A 16,678-nucleotide genomic window follows, 5' to 3' on the forward strand; every position below is an offset into this window, starting at 1 on the left:
CACGGCACAGACCCGGTCGATGCGCATTCCGCCGGAGGCGGACCGCTGCGGCACCGATCCTGGAACACCGGCCCGCCCGGTGGCCGTCTGCGGTGGCCGCTGTCACCCGCCTGACGGAACCGCATCACCCGATGGCGCGGCCGTGGGGCGTGGCCGCGCCCCGACGCCGATCGGGGGCGGGGCCGTCACCGGGACGCGTCCCGCGGCCCGATCCGGCGGCCCGCCGCGGGGCCGGCCGTCCGACTCCTGCACGAAGTGGTGGAGTGCCGGCGCGCTGCGGGCCGCGAGCAGCAGGCGCGCGTCGAGCCCCCGCGGCGGCCGGGCGGCGACCCCCCAGAGAACGGGCGGTCCCGGCCGGGCTCTCGGCCCGGCCGGTCCTGCGGCCCGTCAGCCGCCGCCGTCGGCCGGGCCGCCCCGGTGCGGGCGGACCCCTCGCAGGTCGGAGTCGGCGAGGGGTTCGAGCGTGCCGCGGGTGTCCAGCCGGTACAGCAGCGCCACGGCCGGTCCGATGAGCAGCAGGGCGACGAGGCTGACCAGCGACAGCCATGCCAGGGTCTGCGGGTCGCCCGCGGCGTCCGCCACCGTGAGGGAGGTGGGGATGAGGTAGGGGCGTTGGGCGAGGCCCCAGGCGAAGACGGCCGCGCCGACGGCCGCGACGGCGCCGAAGCGGGCCCACCGCGCCCTGTCGCGCAGGACGAGCAGCCCGGTGGCGGCGAGGGACGCCGCTGAGGCGGCGGCGAGGGCGAGGCCGGCGCCGCGGGTGAGCCCCTGCCAGACGTGCGGCGCGTCGCTGCGGGTCGCGAGGAGCACGCCGCACGCGGTGACGGCGACGGCGCCGAGGGCGACGAGGGCGCGGAGCCGGAAGTAGCCGACGAGGTCGGGGGCGTCGAAGCGGCCGGCGTCGGCGGTGAGGAACACGGCGCCGAGGAGGGCGGTCCCCGCGACGGTGAACAGCCCGAACGCCAGCGGGGCGGGCCCGGCCCAGACGCGCGCCGCGGCCTCGGTGCCCGGTGCGGCCCGCCCGGAGGCGATGCCTCCGACGGCCACACCGAGGCAGAACGGCGTCAGCAGCGAGGCGCCGGCGAAGGCGGCCCCGTACAGGCGCCGGCGGGACAGCCGCCGGGCGGGCTTGCGCAGCGCGAAGCCGGCGCCGCGCACGACCATGCCGAGGGCGGCCAGGGCGAGCGGGAGCCACATCGCGGTGAACACGGTCTGGAAGAGCACGGGGAAGCCGGTCCACATCAGGACCAGGACGAAGACCAGCCACACGTTGTTGACCTCCCAGACGGGCGCCATGGCATGGTCGATGAGCCGGCGCGGGCGCCGTCCCCGCGCGGCCCCGCCGGCCGCCAGGTCCCAGAAGCCGGCCCCGTAGTCGGCCCCGCCGGCGCAGGCGTACGCGGTGACCGCGAGCAGCAGCACGAAGGCGACGAGCTCCGCCATCACCGCCCGCCGCCCTCGGAGGGAGCGGAGCCTCCGGGACCGGCCGCCGGGACCGGCGGGCGGGGCCCGTACGGGGTCGCCGCCTCGGGGGCCTCCGCACCGCCCGGGCCCGTCCCCGGGCCGCCGGGCTCGTCGGCGAGGCGCCAGCGGTCGCGCATCTTCAGCAGGACGACCGCGAACGCCGCGAAGATCAGCACGTACACCACGGCCACGAGGGCGAACATGGCCCAGAGGGCGGTGGAGCGGGTCGGGGTCACGGCCTCGGACACGCGCATGTGCCCGTAGACGATCCAGGGCTGGCGGCCCACCTCGGTGGTGATCCAGCCGCATTCGACGGCGACGACCGACCCGGCGCCCGCGCAGGCGGCCCCCCGGTAGAACCACCGGGAGCGGGGCGGGCGGCGGTGCCGCAGCCAGGCCAGCCCGTACCAGGCGGCGAGGAGGGCGAGCGCCGAGCCGATGCAGACCATGATGTCGAAGGCGCAGTGCACGATGGTGGCCTGGGTGGTGTTCGGCCGGTCGCCGGCCGGCACGGCGGTCAGGCCCTGCACCACCGTGTCCGGGCTGAAGCCGGCGAGGATGGAGTCGAGCTGGGGGAACCTGATGCCGCCGGTGATCGATCCGTCCGGGTGCAGGCGGCCGAAGAGGTACTCCGGCACGTGGCTGTCGGTCTTCCAGACGATCTCCATGGCCGCGAACTTCACGGGCTGCTCGCGGAAGACCGCCCGGGTGATCGAGTCGCCCAGGAACAGCTGCACCGGCGTGGCCGCGGCGGCGAGGGTGAACGGCACGGTGAAGCCGAGGCGGTGGTACCGGTCGCGGCGCCCCCGGAGCCATCCGACGGCGTAGACGCCGGCCACGACGTACCCCGCCGTCATCAGCATCGCCACCACGAAATGCCAGTACTGGGGGCCCAACATGGGGGTGAAGATCGCCTTCCAGACGTCCACGCCGACCGGGTCGCCCCGCGAGTCGAGAGTGAAGCCCTGCGGCGTGTTCATCCAGGCGTTCGCGGACAGGATGCCGAAGGCCCCGAGCAGCGCCGCCGCCGGCAGCGGGAGCCCGAGCAGGAAGTGGGTGCGCGGCGGCAGCCTCCGCCAGCCGTACAGGTAGATGGCGATGAGCACCGCTTCGAGGAAGAAGGCCCAGGCCTCCACGCCGAACCCGATGCCGAACACGTCGCCCCACCGGCCCATCAGCCCCGGCCAGAGCAGCCCGAACTCGAAGGACAGCACGGTTCCCGTGACGACGCCGATCGCGAACTGCACGGCCATCACGGCCGACCAGCGCCGGGCCAGCAGCAGGGCCACCGGGTCGCGGCGGCGCAGCCCGCGGTGGTGCATGACCAGCGTGATCAGCGGCAGCGCCACGCCCAGCGGCACCAGGATGATGTGGGAGGCGAGGGTGAACGCCATCAGCTGCCGGGCCGGGAGGAGTTGGGCGGGGGCATCGGCCGCCAGCAGGTGGACCGTGGTGTGCATCGCGCTCCTCGCCTCGCCGGACTGGCCGGTCCCGGCCGGCGGGGGTCTTGGCCGCAGCCCGGGTCCGGTACGCCACGGAAGCACCCTCTGCGCCGGTCGGGCGCCCGGGCGGCGTCCTCTTGGCCCGCGCGGACCAGCGGCAGCACCCGGTCGGAGTACACCCCCGGGTGCCTGCGGGCGGCGGGGCTCGGGGCGCCGGCCCCGGCCCCGTGACGGCCTGGAACTGCGCGGTCAGGAGGGCCGGCCGCCGCCGGGGACGGGGACCAGCCGCGACCGCCCGGCCCGGCGACCCCACCGCGGCGGCCCCGCGGCCCATACAGAAATCCGACACGGAAGTCTCGTAAGGTGCGGCAGGTCGGACATACAGGCCCAAAAGGGGCGGACAATACCTCGACCGGAAGGACCGTCGTGACCGCCGACCACCCGACCGCCGGCCCGCACACCCCGCCGCCCGGGCCCGCGCCCGCCGCCGCAGAGGGGCCGGCCCGGGGCGTCAGCCCCGGACACGGCCACGCCGCCGACTGGATGTTCTGCGGCGTCTACGGCACGGTCCTGGCCAGCGGCCTGCTCGCCGCCCTGGACGAGAAGGGCGGCACGTACACGCCCTTCAGCGACGCGGCCTGGGTGCTGGTCACCGCGATCACCGCGGCCCTGGCCCACGGCTACGCCCACCACATGTCCGGGCACCGGCGGGACCCGTCCCGGCGGCGCTGGCGCCTGCTCGCCGTCGAGCTGTGGCACGAGTGGCCGATGGTCGCGGCCGCCCTGCCGACCGTGCTGCTGCTCGTCCTGGCGGGCGCCTTCGGGTGGCAGGCCCCCGGCACCACCGCCGTCGGCCTCGGCCTGAACACCGCGCTGCTCTTCGGCTGGGGCACGGCCCTCTCCCTGCGCCGGGGCTCCCGGCTCCTGCCCGCCGTCGCCGTCGGCGCCGCCGACGCCGGCATCGGGTTCGCGATCATCGTGGCGAACGCCCTCATCAAGTAGCGGCACCACCGCGGGCCGGCCGGCCGTGGCCGCGCCGAGCCTCAGCACTCCGCCGCGCCGGCGCGGCGGCCGGCAACCCGTGCCCGCTGTCCCGCGTGCACGCGCCGCTCCGGGGATGCGCCTCAGTCCAGCGGCACCACCGCGACGGGCGCCGGGCTGTGGTGGACGGCGGCATGGGCGACGGGCCCGACGTGCGGGCCGAACGGCACTTTCCGGGTGCGCCGGCCGACCGCCAGCAGCGCCGCCCCCTTCGCCGCGTCCACGAGCCGGGCGCCCGCGGAGCCGGTGACGGCCTCGTGGCTGACCCGCACCCCGGAGTACGTCTTCCGCCAGGGCTCCAGGAGCTCCTCCAGGGCCTCGGCCGCCAGCTGCCCGAGCTCGTCGCCGATGTGCGGGTCCATCACCCCGGCGTACACGTAGACCGGCGGCAGGCTCCAGCAGTGCAGGACGTGCAGTCCGCCGCCCCGGCGCGCTGCCTCGGTGAACGCGAAGCCGAGCAGCCGGTCGCTGTGGTGGGCGAGGTCGACCCCTGCGACGATCCCGCCGTCGGGAGCCGGCCCGCCGCCGTCGTCCGGGGCGCGCACCAGCACGACCGGGTGGCGGGCCGTGGCGACGACACCCAGGGAGACCGACCCGGCGAGGAACCCGCCGAGGGCGCCGAGCCCCCGCGAGCCCAGCACCGTCAGCTCCGAATCGTCCGCGGCGCCGCCCAACACCTCCTCGGGCCGGCCCCGGACGCAGCGCACGTCCACCTCCAGCGCCGCAGCCTCGCCGCGCGCCCGCTCTGCTGCGGCCGCGAGGAGCGCCGCGGAGCCGCCGTCCGGCTCCTCGGCCCGAGCCCCCGCCTCCACGTGCAGCAGGTGCAGCGGCACATCCCGCAGCACTGCCTCGCGCGCCGCCCACGCGACCGCCGCGAGGCTCTCGGGTGAGCCGTCCACGCCCACCGTGACCTGGGCCGTCATGGCATGCCTCCTCCGGGTTTCCGCGTCTGCGGAGGACGGTTCCGCATCCAGCCTGCCCCCGCCGCCGCGACCGCGCACAGGGCCCAAGGGGGCCCGTACGGGGCCCGAGCGGCCCCCTCCGCGGCCGGGGGACGGCAGCCGCACCGCCCCTCGTGCGTGTCGCGTACGGCCCCGGTCCGCCCGGATGGCGATAGTCGGCGCATGGATACCGCGGTGGCGGTGGTGGCCGCTCTGCTGTCCGCCGCCGCCTTCGGCTTCGCGTCCGTCCTCCAGCAGAAGGCGGCGCAGCAGGCGCCCGCGCAGGAGGCCCTGCGCCTGCGCCTGCTGCTCGGGCTGGCCCGCCGGCGCGCCTGGCTGGCCGGCATGGCCCTGGTCGTCCTCTCGTACGCCCTCCTCGGCCTCGCCCTCGCCTTCGGCCCCCTCGTGCTGGTGCAGCCGCTGGCCGCCACCGACCTCGTCTTCGCGCTGCCGCTGCTCGCCCGCCGCCGCGGGATGCCGCTGACCCGGCGCGACACGGCCGGGATCGCCTGCACGGCCGGCGGCATCGCCATGTTCCTCGCGGTGCTCCCGCCGGCGGAGGCCGCGCCGGTGCCGACCGCGGTCGAGTGGCTGCCGGTGCTGGTCGGCACCGGCGGGGCGGCGGTCGTCCTGGCGGCCGTGGGCCGCAGGAGCCGCGCGGCGGCCCGGACGGCCCTCTACGCGATCGCCGCCGCCCTGATGTTCGCGCTGCTGGACAGCCTGACCAAGAGCGCGGGCAGGTGGTTCCGCGGAGAGGGGCTCGACGGGTTCTGGCACTGGGAGCCGTACGGGGTCGTCGTCGTCGGCGTGATCGGGCTGGTGCTGTCCCAGAGCTCCTACCAGGCGGGCTCACTCGCGATCAGCCTGCCGATCATCGACTGCCTCGAACCGGCCGGCGCGGTGCTGATCGGCGTCGTCCTGTTCGGGGAGCAGCTCGCCACCTCGCCCGGGGCGCTCGCCGTCCAGGCGGTCGGCGCCGCCACGGCTGTCGCGGGCATCGTGGTCCTCGACAGGTCGCCGCTGGCCCGGGCCTGACCGCGGCACCGGCGGCCGCCGGGCACACCGGGCCCGCCGTGCCCGGGGGCCCCGTCAGGCCGCGTGTCAGGCCGCGGTCGGCGCCCGGAGCAGGCAGCGGACGTCCACGATGCCCTCGACGGCGTGCGCGAGCCGCTCGGCCACGGGGATCAGGCGCTCGTCCCGCACCTGGCCGGTCAGGGTGGCGACGCCGTGCGCGACCGTCACCTCCACGGCCCCGTGGGAGAGCGGGAACAACCGCTCGACGACCGTGTGGCGGATCTCGGCGGCCAGTTCCCCGTCCGGCCGGAGGAAGACCTTCAGCAGGTCGGACCGGCTGACGATGCCCCGCAGCGTGCCGCTCCCGTCGACGACCGGGAGGCGCTTGACGTGCCGGACGGCCATGAGGCGGGCCGCCTCGGGGAGCGAGGCCTCGGGGCCGACCGTCACCGCGGGGCTCGTCATCAGCTCCCCGGCGCGGACGGAGCCCGCCTTCGCCGTGTCGGCAAGGCGGCGCATCTGCTCGATCATGCCGGGGCCGCGCTCGTGGAACTCCTCCTTCGGCAGCAGGTCGGCCTCGGAGACCATGCCGACCACCCGGCCCTCGCCCTCCACCACCGGGAGTGCGGTGACCTTCCAGCGCCGCATCGCGGCGGCGATGTCCTTGAAGCCGGTGTCCCGGGTGACCGCGACGACGTCGGTGGTCATCACATCGGCGACGGTGTACGGGCCGGTGGCGGGGGTCATGGCGCGCTCCTCGGCGTGCGGGCGGCGAGCGGGCTCGGCTGCCGTGCGGGGTGCGGACACCTCACCCTGCCCCGGTGCGCCGCACCGGCGGGAGGGCCGCCCGGGGCACACCGCGGGGCCGTACGGCCCCGGGCCCGCCGCCGGGCGCCCCGGTTGCGGCGGCGCGGGGGCGCGACACCCTGGAAGGGCCCACCGGTCCCCGGAGGGGCCCGACCGGCCCAAGCGCGGCACCGGGCCGGCGGGACAGCGTGGCATCGACACCTCCGTGCACAAGAGAGAAGGCCGCGCCATGAAGGCACTCGTCTTCCACGGGCCCGGACAGACCTCCTGGCAGGACGTCCCGGACCCCTCGGTCAAGGACGCGTCCGACGCTGTCGTCCGTGTCGACACGGTCACCCTCTGCGGTACGGACCTGCACATCGTCAAGGGCGACGTACCCGAGGTGGCCCCCGGCAGGGTCCTCGGCCACGAGGCCGTCGGCACCGTCGTCGAAACCGGCGCCGACGTCCGCAGCGTGCGCCCCGGAGACCGGGTCCTGGTCTCCTGCATATCCGCCTGCGGCCGGTGCCGCTTCTGCCGCGAGGCCCGCTACGGCCAGTGCCGCGGGGGCGGCGGGTGGGTCCTCGGCCACCTCGTCGACGGCACCCAGGCGGAGTACGTGCGGGTCCCCTTCGCCGACCTCTCCGTCCATCCGCTGCCCGGCACCCTCGCCGACCACGAGGCCGTCCTGTTCGCGGACATCTTCCCCACCGCGTACGAGGTCGGCGTCCTCAGCGGCGGCGTCCGCCCCGGCGACACGGTCGCGGTGGTCGGCGCCGGCCCCATCGGCCTGGCCGCCATCGCCACCGCACGCCTCTACAGCCCCTTCCGCATCATCGCGGTCGACCTCGCGGCCTCCCGCCTCGAAGCGGCCCGCCGGCTCGGCGCCGACGCCACCGCGACCGCACGGGAGGAGCCCGAGCGGCTGGTCGCGGACCTGACCGACGGGCTCGGCGCGGACGTCGTCATGGAGGCCGTCGGCCTGCCGGAGGCGTTCGAGCTGTGCACCAGGATGGTCCGCCCCGGCGGACGGGTTGCGAACATCGGCGTCCACGGCAAGCCGGCCGTCCTCCACCTCGAAGACCTGTGGATCAAGGACGTCACCCTCACCACCGGCCTCGTCGACACCTATTCGACCCCGATGCTCCTGAGAATGGCGGCGGCCGGCCGCCTGCCCGGGGCCGCGCTGGTCACCCACCGCTTCGAGCTCGACCGGATGGAGGAGGCGTACGACGTCTTCTCCCGCGCCGGCGACACCGGCGCCCTCAAGGTCGTCCTCGGCGGACCGCAGCACGACACCGTCGCCCTACCGCCCCGGGAGCAGTGATCACCGTGAAGAGCAGCCCGCGCACCCCCCGCCCGGCCTCCGGCGCCCCGGCCGGCCGCACCGACCTCGGCCGCCGCCTGGCCGCCCGCCGCTCCTCCCTCGGCCTGAGCCGCGAGGAGCTGGGCCGGCGGTGCGGAGCGGACGCCAACTACATCGCCTACCTGGAGGAGCACGCCGCCTCCCCGTCCATCGGCACGCTCATCCGCGTCGCCGACGCCCTCGGCATCACCGTCGACGACCTGACCGGCGCCAGCTCCGACCGGCCCCCGGGCCGGGCCGAGTCCCGGCGCGACTCGGCACTCGTCGCCCTCGACGAGGCCGAGTGCCGGCGGCTGCTGGGCACCCACGGGGTGGGGCGGATCGCGGTGTTCACCTCGGAGGGCCCCTCCGTCCTCCCCGTCAACTACATGACGGCCGGCCCGGCCATCGCCTTCCGCACCGCCGCCGACACGGCGGCCGTCCGGGCGGCCGGCACCGAGGCCGCCTTCGAGGTCGACCACATCGACGACGTCACCGCCGAGGGCTGGAGCGTGCAGGCCGTCGGCCTGCTCGAAGCCGTCACCGACCCGGACGAGCGCCAGCACCTCGTCGTCACCGCCCGCGCCCACCCGTGGGCGGGCGGGATCCGCGTCCACTGGATGAAGCTGACCCCCGCCCGGCTCACCGGCCGCCGCGTGGTGCACGGATGACGGGCCAGGCGTCCGCGACCGTCCGCCGGCGGCCGTGAACACCTCCTGGCGCTGGGAGTACCGGGCCTACGACCCCGCCACCGAGCGCCTTGTCGAGTCCCTGTGCACCCTCGGCAACGGCCGCTTCGCCACCCGCGGCGCGGCCCCCGAGACCACCGCGGACGCCGTCCACTACCCCGCCACCTACCTGGCCGGCTGCTACAACCGCCTCGCCTCGGAGGTGGCCGGCCGCACCCTCCACAACGAGGACCTGGTCCGCCTGCCCGACTGGACCGCGCTGCGCTACCGCTGCCTCCCCGACGGCGCACCGCCCGGCGACTGGCTCACCCCCGACCACCCCGCCCTGCGCAAGTGCCACGTACGCCTGGACCTGGCCGCCGGAACCCTCACCCGCCGCATGCTGTTCCAGGACGCCGACGGCCGCCGCCTCGGCGTCACCCACACGCGCCTCGTCCACATGGGCGATCCGCACCTGGCCGCGCAGCGCACCGCTTTCCGGGCGTACGGCTGGAGCGGCCGCATCGAGGTCGTGTCCGTCCTCGACGGGAACACCGCCAACACCGGCGTGGACCGCTACCGCGCCCTGGCCGGCCGCCACCTCGCCGAGCACCGGGCGGGGGCCGGAGCGGACGGCACCGACTGGCTCGCCTGCACCACGACGGCCTCGCGGGTGCGGATCGGGCTGGCGGTCCGGACCTCGTGCCGGCCCCTCGCCGCAGCCGGCCGCACCTGCTCGGCGGACCGCGCGGCGCAGACGTCCCTCCTGCCGGTCCGGCGCGGGCGGGACGCGGTGGTCGTGAAGACCGCCGCCCTGTTCAGCTCCCTCGACCGCCCCACCGCCGACCCCGTGCACAGTGCCGTCGCACACGCGGGCCGCGCCCCCGACTTCCCGACCCTCCTGGAGTCGCACCGCGCCGCCTGGCAGCGCAGCTGGGCCACGGGAGAGCTGAAGACCCCGGGGGAGACCGGCAGGATCCTGCGCCTGCACGCCTTCCACGTCCTGCAGACCCTCTCCCCGCACACAGCGGATCTCGACGTCGGCGTGCCCGCCCGCGGCCTGCACGGGGAGGCGTACCGCGGGCACGTCTTCTGGGACGAGCTGTTCGTCCTGCCGTACCTCACGCTGCACTTCCCCGAAACCGCCCGCGGCCTGCTCATGTACCGCCACCGGCGGCTGCCGGCCGCCCGCGAGGCGGCCCGCCGGAGCGGCGCCCGGGGCGCCATGTTCCCGTGGCAGAGCGCCGGTTCGGGCGAGGAGGAGACGCAGCGGCTCCACCTGAACCCGCGCTCCGGCCGCTGGCTGCCCGACCACTCCCGGCTCCAGCGGCACGTCGGCTCGGCCGTCGCCTGGAACGCCTGGCAGTACGGCCTCGCGACCCGCGACACCGGCTTCATGCACGGACCCGGAGCCGAACTCCTTCTGAGCACGGCCCAGTTCTGGGGCTCCGCCGCAACCTGGGACGCCGGCCTCGGCCGCTACCGCATCCGCGGTGTCATCGGCCCCGACGAGTACCACGACGGCTACCCGGACGCCGCCGCCCCCGGCATCGACGACAACACCTACACCAACGTCACCGCAGCCTGGGTCCTCGCCCGCGCCCTCGACCTCCACGACGAGCTGCCCGCGGCCCGCCGCGCCGACCTCCGCGCGCAGCTCGGCCTCCGCGCGGGCGACACCGGGGTCTGGCGGGACGTCTCGCACCGTCTCCACGTGCCCTTCCACGCCGGTGTGATCAGCCAGTTCCACGGCTACGGCGACCTCGCCGAACTCGACTGGGACGGCTACCGCGCCCGCTACGGCGACATCCGCCGCCTCGACCGGATCCTGGAGGCCGAGGGCGACACCCCCAACCGCTACCGGGCCTCCAAGCAGGCCGACACCCTCATGCTGGGCCACCTCTTCCGCCCCGCCGAACTGGCCGGGCTCTTCGCCCGTCTCGGGTACACCGTCGACGACGCGGTGTGGGAGCGGACGGTGGCCTACTACCTCCCCCGCACCTGCCACGGCTCCACCCTCAGCAGCGTCGTCCACGGCCGGATCCTCGCGCTGCAGCGGGGCGCCGACGCCTGGCGGTTCTGCCGGGAGGCCCTGCTCGGCGACGTCACCGACGTCCAGGGCGGCACCACCGGCGAGGGGATCCACCTCGGCGCCATGGCCGGCACCCTGGACCTCGTCGAGCGGGCGGTCGTCGGGCTGCACCCCGCCGCGGACGGCCTGCACGTCGACCCCGCCCCGCTCACCGAGATCCCCCGCTCGGCCTTCTCCGTCTGCTGCCTCGGACACCGCGGCATCGGCATCCGCTTCCTGCCGGGCCGGATCGGCGTGTCCGTCCCGCCCTCGCTCCTCGGGCCGCTGCCGCTGGTCCTCCCCGGCGGCCGCCGCGTCCTGGTCGCCGCGGGACGGGAGCGCTGGTTCCGCCTGCCCGCCCGCTGACCCCGCCGAGTGCCCCGGCGCCCACCCGCTCGCCTGGCGGGCCGCACCCGCCTCGCCCACGCTGGACGTAGGGAGTCGGAAGGAGTGGGTATGAGCACGCAGCAAGAGGCTCCGCGGATCGTGGTGGGCTTGGAAGGATCGTCCTCCTCCCAGGCCGCCCTCCGCTGGGCGGTGCGGTACGCCGGCCTGGTCGGCGGCCGTGTGGAGGCCGTCACCGCATGGGAGGTCCCCGGCGAGGCGTCGTGGTCCGCCCCCGCCGTGGACGTCACCTTCGACGAGGAGGACGCCGAGCGGCGCCTGGTCGAGGAGGTCCGCACGGTGCTCGGCGAGGACGGCGCCTCCCTGGTCCACGAGCGCCTGGTCCACGGCCATCCGGTCGAGGTCCTGGTCGACGCGGCCAGGGGCGCCGACATGCTGGTCGTGGGCAGCCGCGGCCGCGGCGGCTTCCGGCGGGCCCTGCTCGGCTCGGTCAGCCAGCAGGTCGCGCTGCACGCCCCCTGCCCCGTGACCATCGTCCGCCCGGAGGCGCCCGCGGAGTGAGCGCCCGGCCCACCGCCCGAGCGGCGGGCCTGCTCCCGGTACGTACGCAGGGCGGAGGTGCGCCATGGACGACCGGACGACAGGAGCGGGGGGCAAGCCGCTCCTGCGCAGCGCCGACCGCGCCCGCACGTGGCTGCGCCGCGCCTTCGTCGCGGCCTGCCTGATCGCCGCCGCCTGCGGGGCCGCCGCCGGGTACGCCTCCTGGACCGACGGAACCCGTGCCGCCGAGGCGGTCGCCCGGGAGCGGCACGCCGTGACGGCCACCACGGTCGGCACGACCGGCTACCGGTCCGGGGACTGGCCGAGCGACCGGACCTCCACCGCAGCCTCTGCCACCTGGCAGTACCCGCCCGGCCGCGTGCACACGGAGACCGTGCCCGTCCCGCCCGGCACGCGGAAGGGCGACGCCGTCCGCGTGTGGGTCGACGACCGGGGCCGCGCCGCGTCCGCACCGCCCGGTGCCGCCGAAGTGGGCCTGGAGGCGTTCCTCCTCGGCGCGGCGGCGGTCACCGGGGTCCTCCTCGTGTCGGGGGCCCTCGTCCGCGTCGGCCTCCGCGCCGTCGACGCGCGCAGCGCCCGTGCCTGGGATGCCGAGTGGGAGGACGTCGAGCCCCGGTGGAGCGGCCGCCTGCGGCCCGGGCCCGGCGACGGCTGACGGCGGCCCGTCACGCGGGGCCGGCGGTCGGACCGGCCAGCCTGTTGTCGACGTCCACGACGCCGTCGACGCTCTGGCAGAGCCGCTCGACCACGGGCAGCAGTTCCGCCCCGGGCACCGTCCCGCTGAGGACCACCACGCCGTCCTCCACGTCCACGGTGACCGACGACGGGGCGATGCCGAGCGTGCGGACGATCACGTCCTCGACGATCTCCTCGCGGATGGCCTGGTCGCGGCGGAGGAACAGCCGCACCAGGTCGCTGCGGCTGAGCACGCCGATCAGCCGGCCGTCCGCGCCGACGACCGGCAGCCGCTTGACCTCGTGCCGCTGCATCACCCGGGCCGCGCGGACCACGCTCCACTCCGGGCGGGCCGTCACCGCGGGGCTCGACATCAGATCGCCCGCCGTGGACGTGCCCCCGGCCCGCCGCCTCAGCAGGTCGGCCTCCGACACCACGCCGACGGGGCGCCCGTCGGCGTCCACCACGGGCACGGCCGTGATGTCGTACTCGTGGAGCAGCCGGGCCACCTCCTTGAACGCCGTCGCCGCCCGGACGCCCACAGGGTGGGGCGTCATCAGGTCCGCGACGCTGCGGTGCCGGATGCCGGCCCTCCCCGAGGGCGGGCCGGGCCGCCCGCCCTGCTCCCGGCCGGCGCCGTCAGTCATGCGCGACCACCGCGACGGGGGCCGCGGCGTGGTGCAGCACCGCGTGGGCGACCGCGCCCAGGTGCGGGCCCAGAGGGGAGCGGCGCCGGCGCCGCCCGACCACGACCAGGCCCGCACCGCGGCTCTCCTGGACGAGCCGCTCGCCGGGGGACCCCCGGAAGACGCTGCTCGTGACCGCCACCTCGGGGTACTTCTGCCGCCAGGGCAGCAGCATGTCCTCGGCCATGCGGGTGACGCTCCGGCCGATGTCGCGCTCGTTGTCCGGGTCGAAGAACGGCACGTACGTGTAGGCCGGGGGCAGCTTCCAGCCGTGCACCGCCCGCAGCGGGCAGCCCCGCCGGGCCGCCTCCTCGAACGCGAAGTCGAGCACCCGGTCGCCGGCCTCGTGGATGTCGACGCCGACGACGATTGCGGCACCGGCACCGGCACCGGCACCGGCACCGGCACCGGCACCGGCACCGGCACCGGCACCGGCACCGGCACCGGCACCGGCACCGGCACCGGCACCGGCACCGGCATCCGTGTCCGAGCCGTCAGGGGCCTCGTCGTCGCTGCGCACGAGGACGACAGGCGTGTCGGTCGCCGCCACGGTCGACAGCGCGACCGAGCCGACCAGGAAGCCGACCAGGCCGCCGATGCCGCGCGAGCCCAGCACCAGCAGCGCGGCGTCCGTGGCCTCCGCCGCCAGGGCGGCCGCCGGGCGGGCCGTGGGGCAGCGGGTCGTGATCGCCAGCTGCGGATGGCGCCGCCGCAGCTCCTCCGCCGTCTCGGACAGCACCTGGTCGGCCCACCGGTCCGCGTCCTGCCCGCCCACCCCGGGGAACACCGGGTCGAGCGGCCAGTCGACGGCGTGGACGAGCCGCAGCGGAACCTGCCGCAGTACGGCCTCACCGGCCGCCCAGCGCGCCGCCGCCCGGCTCTCGGGGGAGCCGTCGACGCCGGCCGTCACGTGGTCGTCCATGGGGAGGGGTTCCTTCCTCGGGGAGTCGGGCGCCGCCACGGCAGGGCCTGCCGCGTCCGCCCGGCGGGGGCGCCGGCGGTGTCGCCGGAGAGGGCGCGTACATGCGGGTCCGCGGCGACGACCCCGCCGAGCCGTCCGACGAGGTCGGGCAGCAGGCGGAGCCGGCGGGCCGCCGTCCCGTCCAGGGTGGCGACGCCGTCCACGGCGTGCACCTCGACGTCGCCGTCCGGCACCTCCGCGGCGTCCGGGCCGACGCCCCCTGCGGGACGTGCCACCCATGATCCGCCGGAGAACCGGCGCGGGGCGAGGGCCGAACGGGCCCCTCCCGGTGCCGTACGGGCCGGCGGGGCCCGGACCGGACGGCGGCAGCCGCCGCCCGACCCACGGGCCTGCGGCCCGGACCGGCGCTACCGTGGATGCGTGGTCCTCTCACCGTCGTCCGGAGGCGGGACATGAGCGCCGGCGGGCAGCCCGCCGCGGTCGGTGTGCCACGGCTGCGGCTGGACGAGCTCCTCGACGAGCTCCAGGTCCGCATCGACGAGGCCAGAGGCGCCCGCGACCGGCTCAACGGCCTCCTCGAAGCGGTCATGTCCGTCGGCCGGGAGCTGGACCTGCCGCAGGTGCTGCGCCGCATCGTCGAAGCGGCCGTCGTCCTCGTCGACGCCGAGTACGGAGCCCTCGGCGTGATCGGCGACAGGCAGAAGCTCGACGAGTTCCTGCCCGTCGGCATCAGCGACGAGGTGCGCGCGCAGATCGGGGACCTGCCCTCCGGCCACGGCATCCTCGGCGAGCTGATCCGCCACCCCGAGCCCCTCCGCCTGTCCGAACTGTCGGAGCACCCCGCCTCGTACGGGTTCCCCCCGCACCATCCGCCGATGCACTCCTTCCTCGGCGTGCCCATCCGGGTCCGCGAGGCCGTCTTCGGCAACCTCTACCTCACCGAGAAGCGCGGCGGCGCCTGCTTCGACGAGGAGGACGAGGCGGTCCTGTCGACCCTTGCGGTCGCCGCCGGCATCGCCATCGAGAACGCCCGCCTCTTCGAGGAGGTCCGCCTGCGGGAACGCTGGCTGACGGCCAGCTCCGACATCACCAGCGCCCTGCTGTCCGGAGCGCCCGAGGACGAGGTCCTGGAGGGCATGCTGGCCCGGGCCAAGGACATCACCGGCGCAGACCTCGGCGTCTTCCACCGCCTGGGCCCCTCCGGCGGGCTGCGCGGCTCCCTCGCCGTGGGGGAAGGGGCCGAGGCCCACCGCCGCATCACCCCGGCCGACACCCGCGGCACCCTCGTCGAGGCCGCCCTCACCCGCGACGGCCCGGTCACCGTGCGGGACCTGGAGGCCGACCCGGACGCCGCCGTGCAGCCGGACCAGTGGAAGGGCTTCGGGCCGGCGGTCGCCGTCACCGTCGGCACCAAGGAGGGGCTCAGCGGCGTCCTGATGCTGGCCCGCCGCCGCGGCCGCCCTGCCTTCGCCGCTTCCGAGACCGCCGCGCTCCCCGGCTTCGCGGGGCAGGCCGCCCTCGCCCTGGAACTCGCCGACCGGCGCCGGGACGCCGAACAGGTGAGCCTGCTGGAGGACCGCGACCGCATCGCCCGGGACCTGCACGACCTGGCCATCCAGCGGCTCTTCGCCACCGGCATGACCCTCCAGAGCGCGCAGCGCTTCGTCGACCACCCCGAGGCGTCCGAGCGGCTCGCCCGCGCCGTCGACGACCTGGACGCCACCATCAAGATCATCCGGTCGACCATCTTCGGCCTCCGCGAGCACGAGGCCGGCACCGGGTCCCGGCTGCGCGCCCGCGCCGTCGAGGCCGTCGAAGAGGCCTCCGCCGCCCTCGGCTTCGCACCGGCCCTCAGCATGGAGGGACTGCTCGACACCGACGTCCCGCCCGCCGTGGCCGACGAGGTCCTCGCCGTCCTCCGCGAGGCCCTCGCGAACGTCGCCCGGCACGCCCGGGCCGCGCACGCGGACGTCTCCGTCGTCGCCGCCGACGGCCTGCTGACCGTCACCGTGACGGACGACGGCGTCGGACTCCCCGCCGGGGGCCGCCGCAGCGGCCTGCGCAACCTCGGCGTACGCGCCGAACGGCTGGGCGGCCGCATGGACGTCGCGGCCCGGGACCCCGGCCCCGTCGGAGCCTCCCGCGGCACCCGCCTGGTGTGGGAGGTCCCCCTGTCCCCGCCGACGCTCCTCACCTGAACCCGTCCGGCGCCGCCGGGCGCCGCGGGGTCAGACGGCGCTGCCGCTGCCGTAGGGGGCGTACAGGTCGAGCAGCCGGATCCGCGTGGCGTGCAGCCGGTGGGCGAGGACCTGGCCGACCCAGTGGCCGACGGCGTACCCGAAGGCCGGGTCGGCGTCCATCAGCGCCCGCACCTGGTCCGCGTCGAACTCGTAGGCCCGCACGGGGGTCATGGCCTCGGCGCCCAGCCGCCAGGTGCACGGCTTGAACAGCCACGAGCAGCCGACCAGCTCCCCGGCGCCGAGGCTCTCCACCACGGCGGCGCGCCGCCCGGGAACGTGGACGTCCAGGGTCACGGTGCCGGAGCGGACGATCCAGAACCGGTCGGCCCGGCCGCCCTCGCGGAAGATGCGGCTCCCTTCGGCGAAGTTCACCTCGCGGGCCGCCTCCATCAGGCGGGCGCGGTGGTCGGCGGGCAGCGCCGCGGCGATCCGGGTGGGAGAGGGGGTGCTCATGGACGGCCTCCCTGGTTCGGGTCC

At 76.5% G+C, this 16,678-nt stretch carries 16 protein-coding genes; 8 read left to right on the forward strand and 8 right to left on the reverse strand.

Features of this window, described 5'->3' with window-relative positions; all coding sequences use genetic code 11:
- Positions 1-387: 387 nt before the first annotated feature.
- Together MUK52_RS30430 and MUK52_RS30435 are read right to left on the reverse strand one after the other, a co-directional pair.
- Entirely contained in the window at positions 388-1,443 is a 1,056-nt protein-coding gene (locus MUK52_RS30430; protein WP_284581558.1) for a cytochrome d ubiquinol oxidase subunit II, read from the reverse strand.
- Positions 1,443-2,924, reverse strand: a complete 1,482-nt coding sequence (locus tag MUK52_RS30435; RefSeq protein ID WP_284581559.1) for a cytochrome ubiquinol oxidase subunit I — start codon at positions 2,922-2,924, stop codon at positions 1,443-1,445. Before MUK52_RS30435 ends, MUK52_RS30430 begins: the two co-directional genes overlap by 1 nt.
- Positions 2,925-3,332: 408 nt before the next feature.
- Here MUK52_RS30435 and MUK52_RS30440 point away from each other — a divergent pair, with 408 nt between their 5' ends.
- The gene (locus tag MUK52_RS30440) at positions 3,333-3,908 is read left to right on the forward strand and encodes a hypothetical protein (protein ID WP_246042571.1); all 576 of its coding nucleotides are present in this window, start codon (positions 3,333-3,335) and stop codon (positions 3,906-3,908) included.
- Between the two features lie 122 nt (positions 3,909-4,030).
- Here the strand turns inward: MUK52_RS30440 and MUK52_RS30445 are convergent, their stop codons facing one another.
- On the reverse strand, positions 4,031-4,870 hold the full coding sequence (locus tag MUK52_RS30445) for a universal stress protein (RefSeq protein WP_284581560.1): 840 nt from the start codon (positions 4,868-4,870) through the stop codon (positions 4,031-4,033).
- A 201-nt stretch (positions 4,871-5,071) separates the two neighbouring features.
- On the opposite strand from MUK52_RS30445, the gene MUK52_RS30450 reads away from it, so the two are divergent.
- Positions 5,072-5,923: a DMT family transporter gene (locus tag MUK52_RS30450; protein WP_284581561.1), complete on the forward strand. Its 852-nt coding sequence runs from the start codon at positions 5,072-5,074 to the stop codon at positions 5,921-5,923.
- 66 nt (positions 5,924-5,989) lie between these two features.
- On the opposite strand, the gene MUK52_RS30455 is transcribed toward MUK52_RS30450, so the two are convergent.
- Positions 5,990-6,649 (reverse strand): CBS domain-containing protein, encoded by a 660-nt coding sequence (locus tag MUK52_RS30455; protein ID WP_284581562.1) that lies wholly within the window; start codon positions 6,647-6,649, stop codon positions 5,990-5,992.
- Between the two features lie 289 nt (positions 6,650-6,938).
- On the opposite strand from MUK52_RS30455, the gene MUK52_RS30460 reads away from it, so the two are divergent.
- From MUK52_RS30460 to MUK52_RS30480, 5 genes are all read left to right on the forward strand, one after another.
- Positions 6,939-8,015 carry a zinc-dependent alcohol dehydrogenase family protein gene (locus MUK52_RS30460; RefSeq protein ID WP_114055957.1) on the forward strand — a complete coding sequence of 359 codons (1,077 nt, stop codon included), beginning with the start codon at positions 6,939-6,941 and terminating at the stop codon, positions 8,013-8,015.
- 5 nt (positions 8,016-8,020) lie between these two features.
- Positions 8,021-8,704: a helix-turn-helix domain-containing protein gene (locus tag MUK52_RS30465; RefSeq protein ID WP_174250408.1), complete on the forward strand. Its 684-nt coding sequence runs from the start codon at positions 8,021-8,023 to the stop codon at positions 8,702-8,704.
- A gap of 34 nt (positions 8,705-8,738) precedes the next feature.
- Positions 8,739-11,138: a glycoside hydrolase family 65 protein gene (locus MUK52_RS30470; RefSeq protein ID WP_114055955.1), complete on the forward strand. Its 2,400-nt coding sequence runs from the start codon at positions 8,739-8,741 to the stop codon at positions 11,136-11,138.
- Positions 11,139-11,228: 90 nt separating this feature from the next.
- Positions 11,229-11,678: a universal stress protein gene (locus MUK52_RS30475; protein ID WP_284581563.1), complete on the forward strand. Its 450-nt coding sequence runs from the start codon at positions 11,229-11,231 to the stop codon at positions 11,676-11,678.
- A gap of 64 nt (positions 11,679-11,742) precedes the next feature.
- Positions 11,743-12,333, forward strand: coding sequence for an Rv1733c family protein (locus MUK52_RS30480; RefSeq protein WP_284581564.1), 591 nt, complete (start codon positions 11,743-11,745; stop codon positions 12,331-12,333).
- A 10-nt stretch (positions 12,334-12,343) separates the two neighbouring features.
- Here MUK52_RS30480 and MUK52_RS30485 read toward each other — a convergent pair whose 3' ends face one another.
- The 3 genes from MUK52_RS30485 to MUK52_RS30495 are packed head-to-tail and all read right to left on the reverse strand — an operon-like array spanning position 12,344 to position 14,236.
- On the reverse strand, positions 12,344-12,937 hold the full coding sequence (locus MUK52_RS30485; protein WP_114058703.1) for a CBS domain-containing protein: 594 nt from the start codon (positions 12,935-12,937) through the stop codon (positions 12,344-12,346).
- A 55-nt stretch (positions 12,938-12,992) separates the two neighbouring features.
- The gene (locus MUK52_RS30490) at positions 12,993-13,961 is read right to left on the reverse strand and encodes a universal stress protein (protein ID WP_284581565.1); all 969 of its coding nucleotides are present in this window, start codon (positions 13,959-13,961) and stop codon (positions 12,993-12,995) included.
- Entirely contained in the window at positions 13,946-14,236 is a 291-nt protein-coding gene (locus tag MUK52_RS30495) for a hypothetical protein (RefSeq protein WP_114055953.1), read from the reverse strand. Before MUK52_RS30495 ends, MUK52_RS30490 begins: the two co-directional genes overlap by 16 nt.
- 177 nt (positions 14,237-14,413) lie before the next feature.
- Here MUK52_RS30495 and MUK52_RS30500 point away from each other — a divergent pair, with 177 nt between their 5' ends.
- Positions 14,414-16,159 (forward strand): sensor histidine kinase, encoded by a 1,746-nt coding sequence (locus tag MUK52_RS30500; RefSeq protein ID WP_284581566.1) that lies wholly within the window; start codon positions 14,414-14,416, stop codon positions 16,157-16,159.
- Between the two features lie 30 nt (positions 16,160-16,189).
- On the opposite strand, the gene MUK52_RS30505 is transcribed toward MUK52_RS30500, so the two are convergent.
- Positions 16,190-16,654, reverse strand: coding sequence for a Crp/Fnr family transcriptional regulator (locus MUK52_RS30505; RefSeq protein ID WP_114055951.1), 465 nt, complete (start codon positions 16,652-16,654; stop codon positions 16,190-16,192).
- Positions 16,655-16,678: the final 24 nt, after the last annotated feature.

Source organism: Streptomyces sp. 2P-4 (assembly GCF_030167965.1).
Classification (GTDB): Bacteria; Actinomycetota; Actinomycetes; order Streptomycetales; family Streptomycetaceae; genus Streptomyces; species Streptomyces globosus_A.

Bases quoted from the DNA above. Each gene is read 5' to 3' on its own strand.
- MUK52_RS30445 (WP_284581560.1), bottom strand. From the start codon at position 4,870: ATGACGGCCCAGGTCACGGTGGGCGTGGACGGCTCACCCGAGAGCCTC.
- MUK52_RS30435 (WP_284581559.1), bottom strand. From the start codon at position 2,924: ATGCACACCACGGTCCACCTGCTGGCGGCCGATGCCCCCGCCCAACTC.
- MUK52_RS30490 (WP_284581565.1), bottom strand. From the start codon at position 13,961: ATGGACGACCACGTGACGGCCGGCGTCGACGGCTCCCCCGAGAGCCGG.
- MUK52_RS30460 (WP_114055957.1), top strand. From the start codon at position 6,939: ATGAAGGCACTCGTCTTCCACGGGCCCGGACAGACCTCCTGGCAGGAC.
- MUK52_RS30430 (WP_284581558.1), bottom strand. From the start codon at position 1,443: ATGGCGGAGCTCGTCGCCTTCGTGCTGCTGCTCGCGGTCACCGCGTAC.
- MUK52_RS30500 (WP_284581566.1), top strand. From the start codon at position 14,414: ATGAGCGCCGGCGGGCAGCCCGCCGCGGTCGGTGTGCCACGGCTGCGG.
- MUK52_RS30450 (WP_284581561.1), top strand. From the start codon at position 5,072: ATGGATACCGCGGTGGCGGTGGTGGCCGCTCTGCTGTCCGCCGCCGCC.
- MUK52_RS30480 (WP_284581564.1), top strand. From the start codon at position 11,743: ATGGACGACCGGACGACAGGAGCGGGGGGCAAGCCGCTCCTGCGCAGC.
- MUK52_RS30475 (WP_284581563.1), top strand. From the start codon at position 11,229: ATGAGCACGCAGCAAGAGGCTCCGCGGATCGTGGTGGGCTTGGAAGGA.
- MUK52_RS30455 (WP_284581562.1), bottom strand. From the start codon at position 6,649: ATGACCCCCGCCACCGGCCCGTACACCGTCGCCGATGTGATGACCACC.
- MUK52_RS30505 (WP_114055951.1), bottom strand. From the start codon at position 16,654: ATGAGCACCCCCTCTCCCACCCGGATCGCCGCGGCGCTGCCCGCCGAC.